This window comes from Helicobacter rappini, assembly GCF_900198625.1.
Lineage (GTDB): Bacteria > Campylobacterota > Campylobacteria > Campylobacterales > Helicobacteraceae > Helicobacter_A > Helicobacter_A rappini.
In genome coordinates, this window is record NZ_FZPK01000041.1 from 27183 (window position 1) to 42954 (window position 15772).

Here is a 15772-nt window from a genome sequence, read left to right on the forward strand (position 1 = left end):
AATTCCATTTTCTGCACCCCGTAAGCCTGCACTCAACCATTTGGCTAAGAATTTATTCCCTAGTAATTATCTGCGTTTGATAACAGGAGCACCGACTTCATCTACTTGCTGTGCTGCCTTAGAAGTTTTACCCATTTCATCACAAGCGACTTGTAAGCCTAGCTTGCATGATTTTTGATAGAAGCTTTTTGCTAAGTTTTTATTATTTTCATATTTATCAAACCAGTATGCAACATAGCGACATGACATAGCTTCATTTAACGCACAAGAGCGTTTAAAATAATCGATAGTTTGGGGTGATTGCATAGGTAGTCTCACAAAAGGCGCAATGGCATAGCCTAAGTCAAGCCCCTTTGTTACAAAATAATCAACATCAGCATAATGGTCTATTATACGCAACATGCGCGCATGAAAAAAGCATGAGGTCGCATCATCTCTCTCACACTCTTTTTTTGTAAGATTTAATGCTTTATCTGCGATCATTTCATCATTATAATGTTTTAGAGATGGTGCGATAATTTGCTTTAAAAACTCGTTGTTATCATCTAAGGCTTCAAATGCAAAAAAGAGATTCACACAGCCTAAACTCTCACCTTTTTTACACGCTTTTCCATTCTTTACAATGCTTTTTGTAAGATCTTCTGCAAACTCCGCACTATCATAGTTACTTAATGCCCTTTCTTCCCCAATATAATAGGCATTTAAGCATTCAATGACTGAGCCAAGTTTGCATTCCTTATAATGAAGTCCATAAGCCTTATCATACTCTTCGTCTGCTATGGCAACATTCGCATAATAGCCTGAAGTTTTACCATGTAGTTTATTCATCTCTGCATGTAAAGCGGCAATTTCTTCTACTACACCTTCTTTATCATCGTCTTTATCTACGCTAGACTGCCCGGCACAAGCGATTAAAAGCAATGCCATTAAGAAAGCAAAGATATTAACACTAACCTTTTTCATATATTCCTCACCTATTATCATTTGGAATCTAAAGTATAACTAAAAATCGTGATTTTTAAGATATAAAGGGGGTAATATTTTGGTTTTTATAATCTATTGCCACAAGCACACAGCACACAAAGCGTGTAGTTATGATACATGCTCTAACAAAAAAAGTATATCGCAACATTGCGGATAAGATATATGCCATAAAGTATGGCAAGACATGATTGCTTCTTACATCTTAGTCTTAATATTAATGCCTAGCATATTAAAGCCTGTTGTAAGGCTTAAAGATACAAGTAAGAATATTTTTAGAATCCCTGCTTCATGCTCGGTTTGTAAGATTCTATGTGCGTTGTAGAATGTGTGAAAAGATTTTGCGAGATTCTTTAGATATTCACATAATTTCTGTAATGCTCTCTCTTCATAACTTTGATTTAGCACATAAAAAAGCCCTAAACTTTGCAGTATTAGCTGCATGCTATCTTGCCCTAAGGAATCATTACTATCTAATAAAGTGCTTAAGTCTGTTTTGTTTATGTCTTCAAGCGATAGGCTAGATTTTTCTAGTAAAGTATGGATTCTAGCATTTGCATAATTGATATAAAACACGGGATTTGAAGAATCTTCTTTACTTAAATCCTGCACATCAAACTCCAAATGCGTATCAAGGCTCTTACTCAAAAATACAAACTTTAAGCTATCAGCCCCAATATCATTTACCACATCTTGAATGAGAATGAAATTTCCCGCTCTTTTACTCATTTTATAAGGTTGCCCATCTTTTAAAAGGCTTACCATTTGTGCGAGTAATACTTCTAGATTCTTAGAATCAAATCCTAAAAAATCAATACTTGCTTTAATGCGTGCTATATAGCCATGATGGTCAGCACCCCAAATGTTAATGTAGTGATTATAATCTCTATCAAACTTGTCTTTATGATAGATTATATCCCCTGCCATGTAGGTTGGCATACCATTATCGCGGACTAAAACCCTGTCTTTTTCATCGCCCTTGAGTGTTGATTGTAGCCATATTGCACCATCTTGGTGTAAAAGGGCATTATGTGTTTCTAGGGTTTTCATCGTGTCATCAAATCTTGTGTATAGCTCTTTTTCACTCACAAAATAATCAAAGTCAATGGATAAAGAAGCTAGATTCTCTTTAATTACTTCTAGCATCATGTCTTTTGCGTATAGTCCTATCTTTTGTAAAATATCTGTTTTTTGTGAATCTGCTGTGCGAAAAAAACTCTCTCCAAAATGCTTAATCGCGTCCTGTGCGACAGAATCAATATATTCTCCCTTATACACTTCACCGCTAAGAGATTCTAAGTTTAGAATCTTTGCCGCACTATTATAGACAGATAGGGCTAACATATCGATTTGACTACCTGCATCATTGACATAATATTCACCCTTTATATCATAGCCTAGTCGCTTTCCTATGCGTTGCAGGACACTCCCAAAGATCGCCCCGCGTGCATGTCCTATGTGAAGTGGTCCTGTTGGATTTGCACTTACATATTCAAGTAGAATCTTTGTATTTTTGCACTCACCTTTTGCAAAGTCTTTTGGTGATTGTAATGCTACTTCTAACATATATGTAAGGAAACTATGCGTGAGAGTGAGATTCAAATAGCCATTTAGAGCCTCTATAGATGAAAACATTTTCTTAAAAGGTTTAGTGCTATTAGAATCTAAATCATATTGCATAAAAAAGTCTTGCAAACTCTGTGCTAATACTTTTGGATTTGTGCGTAAAATCTTTGTGAGTGTAAAGCAAAGCGGTGTTGCAAAGTGTCCGTGTCGTTTATCTTTTGGGTGTTCTAATGCGATGATTAGATTTATTTTTTCTTGTGAGCTGTTAGAATCTTTCTTAGATTCTGTTTTAGATTCTATCATGGAATCTTGACTGATATTTGCATTATGCTTTGATGAAGTTTTTCTTTGATTTAAGGCGTTGTTTGTGCCTTGCTGGACTACGATATCTGTGCGATCTATTGATGAGAGATAGGCTTTCGTAGCTTCTGTTAGAAATTCTTTTACCTTGTAATACATTATAGCTTTCCGTTTATATTTTCTCGGTTTGCTTTTGCTGGATAGTTGGACTAGATTCTATAACTTGGGCTTCTATAACCTCTGGCTTTTTTTCACTCTTTTGTTGCGGTTTAGCTTCGCTACTAGTTTGTTCTACCTTTTTGTCATCATCGTCTTCCATTTCTTTTTTAAAGGTTTTGATACCGCTGCCAAGCCCTTTTGCTAGTTCTGGAATCTTCTTCGCACCAAATAATAAAACAATTACAAGCAACACTACAAGCCAATGCCATATACTCATGCTTCCCATTATTTCTCCTTTATGTCTTCAACCTTTTACTATTGCTTTAGCTATAAAGCATATTGTGCTAATAAGGCTTGTATCTTTGTCTCATGGTTTGCAAACATAAGACTCTTTGCGATATGTAAAATAGCCTTTTTAGAATTTGTCATATTATCATTAATTAGCAAATAGTCAAAAGTATTTGCGTATTTTAACTCTTCTTTCGCATTAAAAAGTCGTTTTTGTATCACTTCATCGCTATCAGTCCCCCTTTTGCAAAGCCTATCTTGTAAAACATGTAGATTTTTGGGCGTGATAAATACAGATTTTGCAAGTGGATAGTATTTTTTAATGCTATTATGCCCCCTTACATCGACATCAAAGAGAATAAATTTGTCTTCTTTTATGGCTTTTTCTATCGGTTTTATGCTTGTGCCATAGAAGTTATCATGCACCTCTTCATATTCTAAAAACTCACCCTTACTAATACCTTCTTTAAAGGCTTCCTTTGTGCTGAAGTAATACTCTCTGCCGTGTATCTCATTTTCCCTTGGCTTCCTTGTGGTAGTGGATATAGAGAAATAGAAGTTTGGTATTTCTGCCTGCAAAACCTTTGTTAATGTGCTTTTTCCAGCCCCAGATGGTCCAGATATGATTAGCATATTGTAATAAGCATTATTCACTAGAATCCTTTTTTATTTGTTTTAGAATCTTATTTACTCTCTTGTGCAACATAACCTTTGATATCATACTTTGCGATAAAGGCTTTTGCTTCATCATAGGTTTTAAATCCACGCAAAGCGACACGATAGCCCTTATCAGTTGGCACAATATCGATTGAATAATTCGTGTCTTTTACTATGCTTTGATTATCATCTTTGAATGATTTAGCTCTATTTTCATCACTAAAAACATTGAGTGAAATCATAAAATTGCCTTTATTAATATCATTTGTTGCAGTATTATTGGAATCTAATTGTTTAGAATCTGTGTGGCTAGGCTGTTTAGATTCTGTATTTTCCACTTTAGAATCTGTTTTATTTTGTGATGTTTGTTGTGTGTTTTGCGTGTTTTCTTTTGCTTGGTTTTTTATCTCATTTTGTGCTTTTTTAGCAAGATTCTCTGTGGAATCTTTTAGCCTTTGCATAGCTTCATCTATGTCTTTTATAGATTCTGTATTATCAATATGTTTTGGGGTAATGCCGACAAAAGCAGAATCTAGAGTTTCATCTTTTGTTGGTTGTGGCTTTGGCTTTGTTTCATGTTTTGCTTCTTTAGTTTTACTTTGTGTTGTATCTTCAAATTCTGGTAATTCTTCTTCACTGATTTCAAAGGGCGTGGAATCTATTTCTTTGTTTTCTACTTTTGGACTATTTGCTACACTGCTTGTTTGATTTGTATAGCTTGATTCTATTTGTGGCGTATTTGCGGGTGTATTTTGTGAGTTTATGCTTTGTGTTTTAGAATCTTGTGTAGGCATAGTGTAAGTATCTGTGCTTTGGGTGTTATTATGGGTTTGTGTGGTATTGTTTGTTTGGTTTGTGCTTGTAGATTTTGCGTGCGTGGTTGGTTCTTGCGGTATAGATTCTGTATGTGTTACTTGCGTATTTTGTCTTGGCTTTAAGATTGTATTTTGCTGTTGTGGTGCAGTGTATTGTTCTTTTGGTGGCTGTGGGCTAGATTCTGTATGTTTTACTTGTTGTCGCGTGGTCTGTTTAGGTGCTGTTTGCGGTTTGGAATCTTTTGGTGGTGTATTATGGACTAAATCTCCACCAAAGCCTACTACCTCAACTCGCACATTCGCAATACCTTTGCCAACCATAGCAATATCATGTGCTGCGACATTTGATAAGTCAATAATGCGTCCTTCAACAAATGGTCCCCTATCATTTATTCTCACCACAGTGGTTTTGCCATTGTCTTTATTATAGACTTTAACGATTGTATTCATAGGGAAAGTTTTATGGGCTGCGGTGTGTGCGTGCATGTTGTAGGTTTCGCCATTTGAAGTAGCCTTAGCGTGAAAATCTGGTCCATACCAACTTGCTATACCATCAAATGTATCACCGACTTTTACAGGGTGTGGGCGGTAAGTCTTACCCCGCACGGTGTAGGGTCGCATAGTAGCCCTTTGTATTGCTTCACTATCTCGCATTCCACCTAAAAGCGATTGTGTAGGCGTAAAGCTCCCATCGCCTTTTACGGGCGGTTCATAATGTGTATTTGCTTGATTTGTTTGTGTGGATTTTGTGCCTTTTTTGCTTGTGGTGTGCTGCTGTGTGGCTCTATTATTTTGCGGTGTTTGTCTAATATTGTCTCTATCGTTTGCTACAAGGGTGCTACTAAAGCTTGATTGTGTAGGCTGTGTGTAGTCTTGCCTATATTTAATGGTGTTATTGCCATAAGCATCCATTGATTCATAACTACGCAATGCACCATTGCCACCATTATACTTACTCTCTGGGGCACATGCGTTGAATAAAACAATACTGCCCAATGTCGTTGCTATACAAATATGTTTGTGTAAAAAATGCAATTTAGCTCCTAGTGATTTTTTTGGTTTTCATCTGCTTGGTATTTACTGCTGTCGTGCTTCCCTTTTGAATGCTTTGTTGTGTGTTTAGTGCGGGAAGTTTTAGCATTTGATTCACCATGAGTGCATTTGATTTTAATCCATTTAATTGTCTTATTCTATCAACGCTTGTATTATGTTTCCTTGCAATACTTGAGAGATTATCGCCTTTTTTCACCTTATACGTTATAAAACGCGGTCGCGTATCAAGTGCATTTTTAAAATGCTGTTTAAAATAGCTTAATTTTTCATAAGGCAAATATACTTGATATTCCTTTTGTGAAAATGGCACAAAATCATATTTAAAATGGCGATTATAATACCATAAATCATCAACTTTCATATTTGCACCCTTTGCGATATTTGCAAGTGAATTTCCAGCTTTTACATTCACAATCACAAGAGAATCACCCGCTCCGCGATTAAGCATATATTCTTTATCAGCTTGTTTTAACTCATGTGCGTTTGAGAATGTAAGAGACATAGACATAATTTTACGCAAATAATTGCGTGTTTCAAGTGGTAGATATTGCTTTTCTTCATCAAGTAACACTTCTATACTATCGCTTTCTGCTTCTCTTATCGCACGATTTAATCGCCCTAAACCGCAATTATATGCCATTGCAGCAAGATACCATTTGCCCGTTGCTTTATGAAGATATTGTAAGTATTTAATAGCTGCTTGTGTGCTTTTTATAGGATCTTGCCTTTCATCTATATATTCATCTATGATTAGTCCTAGCTCTTTTGCTGTGGCTGGCATAAGCTGCCATATACCAGCGGCTTTTTTGGAGCTTAGGGCTTGTGATTTAAACTCAGATTCTGCCATAGCAAGAAATAAAAATTCCTGTGGCACATCTGCATCAGCTAACATTTTACGCAAGATAGGGATAAACTCGTAGCCATTGTCAAACTGACGCGTAAGATATTTCCACTTTGTTGTATCTACATCGATGAGTTGCCCTTCAGATTCTAAAGTCGCAATGTATTCGATAGATATATTAAAAGCATTGATTGTAGTCGTATCAAAGCGATTAAAATACTTATTTGTATTTGGTGTGTGCATACTATATTCTAAAAAGTCAATGCTACTAAGAGTATCTGCAAACATTTGTGCTGTAAAAACCTGCATTGTAGAAATGGAAATACTACAAGCAAGAATAAACTTTTTCATCACATATATTCCTTTAAATGTTTAGTTTAGAGTGTAAATTAATACTTTGAGAGTGTAAAGTCAATGCAAAAATAATTCCTTAGAGATTTCATTTTCAAAAAATAAAGCGAAATTCTACAACATGTATGCTAATAATTACCAATATTTGTTTTGAAAATGCTATCATTATAGGGATTTTTGATACATAATTATTTGATTTTAAGCAGAATGGACACTTAGATTCACATTTTTAATATTAAATATTGCATGATTTATATAGAAAAGGGAAAAGCTAGAATGGATAGGGCAGATACAAATAAACAATACAGACTAAATGTCGCCGCTATCATTGTGTCATCGCAATATCCACGCATTTGTGAGTTTTTTGTCGCTGAAAGAAGTGATTTAAAGAATGTATGGCAGTTTCCACAAGGTGGCATAGATTTGGGCGAAAGTCCAAAAGATGCGTTATTTAGGGAATTAAAAGAAGAGATAGGCACAGATGATATAGAAGTATTAGCAGAGTATCCCACATGGCTAACCTATGACTTTCCACCTATGGTTATAGAAAAAATGAAACCCTATGCAGGACAGAAGCAAAAATATTTTCTTGTGAAATTAAAGCCCTTTGCAGAGATTAATTTGCAGACACAAGAGCCAGAGTTTTCACAATATGCGTTTATGGATTTAGCTTCATTGCTACAAAAGGTTACAAAGTTTAAAAAGCATATTTATACGCAAGTGCTAGACTATTTTAAAAAGGAAGGTTATATTTAATGCTAATAGTTCAAAAATATGGCGGCACAAGCATGGGCAGCACAGAGCGGATACAAAATGTAGCAAACCGCGTAAGCAAAAGCGCAGAAGGCAATAATCTTGTTGTAGTCGTGTCTGCTATGAGTGGTGTAACAGATGAGATACTAGGCTATGGTAAATCTTTTAGCCCGATACCAAATGAGAGAGATTTGGATATGGCTTTAAGCAGTGGTGAGCAAATCAGTGCTGCTCTGCTTAGCATTGCCTTAAATGCTATGGGTTATAAATCAATCGCATTTAATGGCAGACAGGCTGGAATCATCACAGATTCTAATCACACAAAAGCACGCATTAAAGATATTAATACTGCAAATATTAAACAGCATTTACAAGATGGATATATCGTTGTTGTAACGGGCTTTCAAGGATTAAGTGATAAAGGCGAGATTACTACACTTGGTCGTGGTGGTAGCGATTTATCCGCCGTAGCCCTTGCTGGTGCGTTACATGCGGATTTATGCGAGATTTATAGCGATGTAGATGGAATCTATACGACAGATCCACGCATAGAAGAAAAAGCAAAAAAGATTGAGCGAATAAGCTATGATGAAATGCTAGAGCTTGCTAGTATGGGAGCGAAAGTCTTGCTTAATCGTTCAGTAGAGCTTGCAAAAAAGTGGAGTGTCCCACTTTATGCAAAAAGTAGTTTTAGCGATGATAAAGGCACACTTATTACAACGGAGGAAAACATTATGGAAAAACCTATTGTTAGCGGTATAGCACTAGATAAGAATCAAGCACGAGTGAGTTTAATTGGCATTAAAGATAAGCCCGGCATTGCCGCAGAGCTTTTTAGCAAACTTGCTTCAGCAAATGTAAATGTAGATATGATAGTCCAAACCATAGGTAGAGATAGTAAAACTAATCTTGATTTCACAGTGCCAAAAAATGAGCTTGATAAAGCAAAATTGACACTAGAAGCCTTTAAAGTCAATGCGGATTTAATCGACTATGACCATGAAGTAGCCATTGTATCAATTGTAGGTGTTGGTATGAAAAGCCATAGCGGTGTCGCAGCAAAGGCATTTGAAGCAATGGCAAATGATAATATCAATATCCGCATGATTAGCACAAGTGAGATTAAAATCTCAATGCTAATTGACTTAAAATATGCGGAATTAAGTGTGAGAACACTCCATGCAGCTTATGAGCTTGATAAATGATAAAATCCTAGATTCTAATAATCGTCATGTTGAGCGTAAGTAGGCACTAACACAGAATCTAAAAAAGATATTTCATGCTTACGCACTCAATATGATAGGGTTTTAGATTCTATAGAGCCAGAATAAGTTAGTATAGAATCTTTAGGAACTAAAGCTTGGTTTAGTATGCATTTTAAGTCGATATTAAAGAATAACTTTATAACTTGAAGATTACAAAAGGAATAATATGAATCATCAACATAGCCCAATAAATATTGACATAAAACCACAGATTGATTATCCATGTATATGGCGTTATCGTGTGATAGGTTTTAGTAAAGAAATTGTGCTAGAAGCGATTGAAAAAGTCTTTATGGGTAAGGCAGATATTGCCCCTGTGGAGCATATCTCAAGTCATGGTAAATATGTCGCACTTAATTGCTCGATTGAAGTAAAAGATGATTCTGAGAGGCTTGCGTATTTTGATGGTTTGACAAAACAGCATGGCATTATTATGGTGATTTAGTTTAGGATTTATATGATTGCAAAGATTTTAGCTGGGTTTTATCTGCTTCTTGTTGGGGTTTGCATAGGTGGCATTATTGTTACAAATATTTCAGAATCTATTATCATGAGTATAGATATAGTGTTTAGAAATAATGATTTTAGCACCACGCTTATCACAAAATATGATCAAGGCATTATTCTTGCGCCCATACTTTTGCAGGTTGGATATATGCTTGTGTTTGCGGCTATTTTTATGCTATTTTACGAAACGATGAGCTATAGATTCCAAAAAAGCACCTTTTTTGTATGGGCGTGCAATGTGCTAAATGCTATCCTTATGTTTTTATTTGGTTTATTTTATGCACCAAACATTGCAAAGATTTTCAATGAAGAGCCAAAAGTTATGGCAAGTCCAGATTCAGAATCTTTTTTAAATCAAAGTGAGCTTATACTAAAATTATTGCTTGCCACTTTACTCATTGCCTTTTTTGCACGCATTATTCTTATGTATAAAAGGGGTGTAACAGAGTTAAGACTAACCAAACAAAAAGATGATAAAAAACCACAATAGCTATAACCATGTGTTACAGCCCAACAAGTCTTAATTTATGAACGATATGCAATCACATAAGAAAAAATCTATTATCATATATCTCGTGTTTATTATCACAGCCTTTATACTCAGTGTCTTTTCATGGTATTACATTGAAAAAGATTCTAAAAACAAAGATATTAATCCTTTGTCTCTAGACTCGCAAACTATGCAACACTTACAAATAAACGAAGCCCCACCCATACATATCCAAACACATATAGAATCTACAACAGCAAGCAAAAACCCTAAAGATTCAAAACAGCTAGATTCAGCAAGCTTTAATAATGAGAGTAACCACATATCAGCACAAATAGATTCTAATAATTGCCATTTTGAGTATAGCAAACAATCTAACACAAATTCTAAAAACGATATTTCACCTGTTACTAGCAATAAAGAATATATTACCCACCCTTGCAGAAATGATAAGTTTCCAAACTCCATAAAAAATAGCGACAAAACAACCACAACATATACCAAAAACCCACAAAGATTCTACAAAAAGCCAAAGGTTGTAATAATCATTGATGACCTAGCAAACAAAAAAGATATAAAAAACTTTCAATCATTACATTTAAAGCTAACGCTATCGCTTTTTCCAAAGCAATTCTTCAGCAAAAATAACCCAGATATTGCAAAAACACTTGAATTTTACATGATACATTTGCCACTTGAAGCACATAATTTTGAGCAACAAGGCGTTATAAATTTACGCATAGGCGATAGCCTCCAAACAATAGAATCTCACATCGCACAAATTAAAAAAGATTTTCCAAAATTAGCCTATATTAATAATCATACAGGCAGCCGCTACACAGAAAGCAGGGAAGATATGCAGAAATTATTGCAAGTCCTTGCTAGACATAAAATTAGCTTTGTAGATTCCCTAACGACTTCAAAAAGTGTTGCTGGAAAACTTTTAAAAGAACAACATAAAATCCATATCGCACGCAATGTGTTTTTAGATAATGAAACAAATATTGCCTCCATTACTAAACAACTGAATACAGCATTAAGAATAGCAGATAAACAAGGCTATGTCATCGCGATAGGACACCCAAAGCAAGCAACCTATCAAGTCTTAAAAGAATATAAAGAAATATTATTAAATGATTATGAAATGCTTTATATAAACGAGCTTGACTTATTACTACAAAAACACAATATAAGCGACACAAAAACGCCATTGCCTTTGCTAGAGTGATGACAATCTAAGAATGACTTACTATTTCGCACCTTTCTTATACTTTTGCATAAATTTTTATGCTATGATAATACCACAATTTCAAATACATGGCATTGCAATATTATTTGGTTTAAAAGTTGTCAATATACAAAATTAGAGGTATTAATGGGTGATTATAAGATTGTAGAGCTTACCTGTGGATTAGGCAATCAAATGTTTCAATACGCCTTTGCAAAAGCATTGCAAAAACACCTACAAGTGCCAGTTTTGCTTGATAAAACTTGGTATGATACACAAGATAATTCCACACAATTTAGCTTAGATATTTTTAATGTTGATTTAGAATATGCCACAAACACACAGATAGAAAAGGCAAAAGCTAGAGTTTCGAAGCTACCCGGTCTTTTAAGAAAGATGTTTGGTTTGAAAAAACATAATATTGCATATAGTCAATCTTTTGATTTTCATGATGAGTATCTTTTGCCAAATGATTTTACATATTTCAGTGGATTTTTTCAAAACGCAAAATATTTAAAGGGACTTGAGCAAGAATTAAAAAGTATTTTTTATTATGATTCTAATAACTTTAGTAATTTTGGTAAGCAACGATTGGAGTTAATATTGCAGGCAAAAAATAGCATTTTTATCCATATTCGCAGAGGCGATTATTGCAAAATAGGTTGGGAACTCGGTATGGACTATTACAAAAGAGCAATACAATATATTATGGATCGTGTGGAAGAACCAAAATTTTTTATATTTGGTGCAACCGACATGTCATTTACTGAGCAATTTCAAAAAAATCTTGGATTAAATGAAAACAATTCGGCAAATCTTAGTGAAAAAACAATTACTCAAGACAATCAGCATGAAGACATGTTTCTCATGTGTTATTGCAAACATGCTATACTGGCGAATAGCTCGTATAGTTTTTGGAGTGCATACTTAAATAATGATGCAAATAATATCGTCATAGCCCCAACTCCATGGCTTTTAGACAATGACAATATTATCTGTGATGATTGGATAAAAATTTCTTCAAAATAAAGGATAATAATGAAATACTCATTAAAACGATTTTTACAAAATATCATTTATCTTGCAAGGTATAATTTAAAGGATATCAATAATAATTCTTTGGTATATATGAAACATAGGATTAACTTTGCAGCCAAACTTCGAAATGAGATAAAAAATGACTTTGATATATTGAAACCACCGCGAGTAAAAAGCGCTGCTGACACCATGAAAGAATTGGTAAATACGAATAAAAGTATTATTCGTTTTGGGGATGGTGAGTATATTATCATGGGGGGGGGGGGCATTCCTTTCCAAGAATACAATAAAGAATTAGCTGATAAGTTATCGGAGATTATTTTATCTGATTATGAGAATTTGCTAATAGGGCTTAGTGGCGGACATTTTCATTCGCCCTCACCAGATGCGAACAACATTGCGCTAGAATACGATTACTCTTGGGTAGTTGAAAATTACAATCTTATTATGAAACGCACGATACCCGGAAAAGAGTATGCATGTGGTGGTATTTCACAAGTATATGCTTGGGACTCAAACCGCAAGGAAGAGACACAGAAACATTACGACATGTTTAAACAAATCTTTAGTAATAAGAAAATAATGCTCGTTTGTGGTGATAAAATCCTTGTAGATATAAAATTCAATATTTTAGAAGGGTCTCAAGTTGAATACATTTATGGTCCCACAAAACACGCATATGGAGATATTGATAGGCTAAGGAAAGAACTTAATGATAAAGTGAGTGGGGATGAGGTATTATTGTTTGCACTTGGTCCGGCAGGAAAAGTACTTGCTTATGAAATGTTTTTAAAAGGCTTTAGGGTATTGGACATAGGGCACACTATTAAGGATTATGACACATATATGCGTGGGGTTGAGATGACAGATGAGACAATCAAAGACTTCTTTGCACCAGATGAGTAATGCTTGTGGAATGTGATTTTACGGACCCATAGTAAAACTATTAGCATAGAATCTATTTTGGAAACTCATCCTATCTCATTTTACCTAATTTTCCCAAATCATCATTTTGCTGTTATAATATCGCACTGAAAAGAAAAGCATTCAAGGTATATTATGAAAACTATAAATGTAGCAATTATTGGCGTTGGGGTTGTGGGGAGTAGCGTTATTGAGATTTTGCAGCAAAATAGAGATATCATACAGGCAAGAACAGGGGCTTTTATTATCCCAAAGATTGGTATCGCAAGAAATATTCACAATAAAAATGTCAATATCCCCCTAAGCACAAATATCGATGACGCGCTAAATGATCCAGAGATTGATATTATCGTCGAGCTTATGGGCGGTGTGGAGCTGCCTTATAAAATCGCCCTTAAAGCCTTAGCAAATAAAAAAGGCTTTGTTACTGCAAATAAAGCCATGCTTGCATATCATAGGCATGAGCTAGAGCTAAAAGGGAGTGAATCTTCCATTGGTTTTGAAGCGAGTGTGTGCGGTGGCATACCCATTATCAAGGCTTTGCGTGATGGCTTATGCGCGAATCATATCTTAAGTATCCGCGGCATTATGAATGGCACAAGCAACTATATCCTAACGCAAATGAGTAATAACAACACAGATTTTGCTACTGCTTTGAAACAAGCACAGAATCTAGGCTATGCAGAAGCCGATCCCACGCTTGATATTAATGGCAGTGATAGCGCACACAAGCTATTAATACTTGCTTCACTTGCCTATGGTATCCATGCGAAGATGGAGGATATTATCGTTGAGGGGATTGAAGATATTAGTCTTGAGGATATCCGCTTTGCATGCGAGCATGATTATAGCGTAAAGCTGCTAGGCATTGCTAAAAAGCAGGAAAATGCGCTTGAATTACGCGTGCATTTATGTATGATACCAAAAGATTCTATGCTTGCAAAAACTGATGGTGCAATGAATGCAATCAGTGTAATAGGCGATAAAGTCGGTGAAAGCGTGTATTATGGTGCGGGTGCTGGTGGGAGTGAGACGGCAAGCTCTGTTGTGAGTGATATTATAGAGATTGTGCGTAGTAAAACCGCACCTATGCTAGGCTATGTCGCAGACTTTCAGCATAGCTTAGAGCAAAACATGGTGCTACTACCAAAAGATAAGATTATAAGCCGCTATTATGTGCGATTGCAAGTCGATGATAAGCCCGGCGTATTGGCACATATTGCAGAAGTCTTAGCCACACATAATATTTCTATACAATCGCTTATCCAAAGAAAGCCAAAAGACCTTGACACACATTCAGCCCTGCTTTTACTTGCCACACATACATGCGCTGAAGTGCAGATAAAAAAAGCTTTAGAATCATTAGAAAACCTAAAAGAAGTCAGCAAAAAGCCTTATATGATAAGAATAGAATCTTTATAATGTTATATATTCATCTCATATGTCTTTTTATCCTATCTTTTCTCATTTTGGGTTGTGATGATAAAAAAGATTCAAATATATTTATGCAGACTAGCAGTAATTTAGCATATACTACCGAAAAGCTAGATTCTAATTCGCTAACTTTAAAAGAGATTCCAAAAGAAGTAAATGATTATACAGCCCTTTATAATGCCTATTTGACAAGGCAAAATAAGGGTAAAAAAAGCAGCATAAAAGAAGCAAAGATTATAGATAAAACCTTTGTAAGACTAAGACATACATATAAAAATGATAAAGATATCATGCAGATTCTAGAATCTTTTTCGTGCATATTGCCAGATTGCAGTGCGACAAAGATAAAAGATACTTATTTCTACCCAGATATGAATATACAAGAAGCCTTTTTTGCGATAATAGCGGATAAAAAGACAGAGATTTTCACACATTTTGACATTATCAAAGATTATAGCTATGTATTAAAAGACATGCAGACGACAAGTATCGACTTACAAGCCCAATATGATAAAATAACCCCATTTCAAACATTGAAATTTACATGGGATACACAATCTTTAGAGATTGCATTAACCCCAAAAGAAGAAATATGCAAACCCTATATTTACACATATAGGACGATTTTTATACAAGATTCCAATGGTGTGAGAGTGAGACCACAAGAAGAGCGATTAAGCGTATTTTCATATCCCACACAGCTTGTTGATTTTGTAGCAAAAAGTTGTGCTTGTGCGAGATTTTATAGGTATATCCCAGAACTCACCCAAGCAGAAAAGAGAGTAGCAAAAAATGCCCTAGCCCCAGATAAAAAACATTGCGAAAATCTCTCAATTGAGCGTAAAGCCTTATGGGATACATATATGCAAGATTCTAGAGTTATTAGAATCTTACAACATGAACAGAGTTTGTATCCCTAGATTCTTAGTCTGTCAATGCAGTATCTTACATAAACTTCTACTTTATGTAGTGTGAAATACAAAGGTAAATATCATTTGTAGTTGCATATATTTGCAACAATCTATTTTAAAAGCATACTATGGTTAGTGTGATATAAATACGCTATCCTTAAGCCAACAACAATATTTTCCAAACTTACACTTTAAAGTTTAACTTTTCAAC

The 15772-nt window shown here is 35.0% G+C and carries 15 protein-coding genes and 1 pseudogene; 9 read left to right on the top strand and 7 right to left on the bottom strand.

Annotated elements, in window-relative coordinates; all coding sequences use genetic code 11:
- Positions 1-66 precede the first annotated feature (66 nt).
- The 7 genes and pseudogenes from C6H17_RS08615 to C6H17_RS08640 all read right to left on the bottom strand — a co-directional run bounded on the left by C6H17_RS08615 (position 67) and on the right by C6H17_RS08640 (position 7011).
- Positions 67-963, bottom strand: coding sequence for a hypothetical protein (locus tag C6H17_RS08615; protein WP_020995983.1), 897 nt, complete (start codon positions 961-963; stop codon positions 67-69).
- Between the two features lie 216 nt (positions 964-1179).
- A complete protein-coding gene (gene argS, locus C6H17_RS08620; protein ID WP_020995982.1) occupies positions 1180-3006 on the bottom strand; it encodes an arginine--tRNA ligase in 1827 nt (608 codons plus the stop codon).
- A 13-nt stretch (positions 3007-3019) separates the two neighbouring features.
- Positions 3020-3292, bottom strand: coding sequence for a twin-arginine translocase TatA/TatE family subunit (gene tatA / locus C6H17_RS08625; protein ID WP_005219711.1), 273 nt, complete (start codon positions 3290-3292; stop codon positions 3020-3022).
- Positions 3293-3333: 41 nt separating this feature from the next.
- Positions 3334-3948, bottom strand: coding sequence for a guanylate kinase (gene gmk, locus C6H17_RS08630; RefSeq protein ID WP_005219713.1), 615 nt, complete (start codon positions 3946-3948; stop codon positions 3334-3336).
- A gap of 29 nt (positions 3949-3977) precedes the next feature.
- Positions 3978-4745 carry an SPOR domain-containing protein gene (locus C6H17_RS13460; RefSeq protein WP_324737746.1) on the bottom strand — a complete coding sequence of 256 codons (768 nt, stop codon included), beginning with the start codon at positions 4743-4745 and terminating at the stop codon, positions 3978-3980.
- A gap of 231 nt (positions 4746-4976) precedes the next feature.
- Positions 4977-5576, bottom strand: a pseudogene (locus C6H17_RS13465) (septal ring lytic transglycosylase RlpA family protein); the annotation flags it as partial.
- A 226-nt stretch (positions 5577-5802) separates the two neighbouring features.
- The gene (locus tag C6H17_RS08640) at positions 5803-7011 is read right to left on the bottom strand and encodes a lytic transglycosylase domain-containing protein (protein WP_005219717.1); all 1209 of its coding nucleotides are present in this window, start codon (positions 7009-7011) and stop codon (positions 5803-5805) included.
- A 276-nt stretch (positions 7012-7287) separates the two neighbouring features.
- Between C6H17_RS08640 and C6H17_RS08645 the strand changes: the two genes are divergently transcribed.
- From C6H17_RS08645 to C6H17_RS08685, 9 genes are all read left to right on the top strand, one after another.
- Positions 7288-7767, top strand: coding sequence for an RNA pyrophosphohydrolase (locus tag C6H17_RS08645; protein ID WP_005219722.1), 480 nt, complete (start codon positions 7288-7290; stop codon positions 7765-7767).
- A complete protein-coding gene (locus C6H17_RS08650) occupies positions 7767-8969 on the top strand; it encodes an aspartate kinase (RefSeq protein ID WP_005219724.1) in 1203 nt (400 codons plus the stop codon). The genes C6H17_RS08645 and C6H17_RS08650 overlap by 1 nt, the downstream gene beginning before the upstream one ends.
- A 226-nt stretch (positions 8970-9195) precedes the next feature.
- Positions 9196-9474: a DUF493 domain-containing protein gene (locus C6H17_RS08655; RefSeq protein ID WP_005219726.1), complete on the top strand. Its 279-nt coding sequence runs from the start codon at positions 9196-9198 to the stop codon at positions 9472-9474.
- Between the two features lie 12 nt (positions 9475-9486).
- Positions 9487-10026, top strand: coding sequence for a hypothetical protein (locus tag C6H17_RS08660; protein ID WP_005219727.1), 540 nt, complete (start codon positions 9487-9489; stop codon positions 10024-10026).
- 37 nt (positions 10027-10063) lie between these two features.
- Positions 10064-11254, top strand: a complete 1191-nt coding sequence (locus C6H17_RS08665) for a divergent polysaccharide deacetylase family protein (protein ID WP_005219729.1) — start codon at positions 10064-10066, stop codon at positions 11252-11254.
- Positions 11255-11401: 147 nt separating this feature from the next.
- Positions 11402-12283: an alpha-1,2-fucosyltransferase gene (locus C6H17_RS08670; RefSeq protein WP_005219731.1), complete on the top strand. Its 882-nt coding sequence runs from the start codon at positions 11402-11404 to the stop codon at positions 12281-12283.
- Positions 12284-12292: 9 nt separating this feature from the next.
- Positions 12293-13198 carry a GT-D fold domain-containing glycosyltransferase gene (locus tag C6H17_RS08675; RefSeq protein WP_104731400.1) on the top strand — a complete coding sequence of 302 codons (906 nt, stop codon included), beginning with the start codon at positions 12293-12295 and terminating at the stop codon, positions 13196-13198.
- A gap of 153 nt (positions 13199-13351) precedes the next feature.
- On the top strand, positions 13352-14638 hold the full coding sequence (locus tag C6H17_RS08680; protein ID WP_005219735.1) for a homoserine dehydrogenase: 1287 nt from the start codon (positions 13352-13354) through the stop codon (positions 14636-14638).
- 83 nt (positions 14639-14721) lie between these two features.
- Entirely contained in the window at positions 14722-15570 is an 849-nt protein-coding gene (locus tag C6H17_RS08685; RefSeq protein WP_223808384.1) for a hypothetical protein, read from the top strand.
- Positions 15571-15772: the final 202 nt, after the last annotated feature.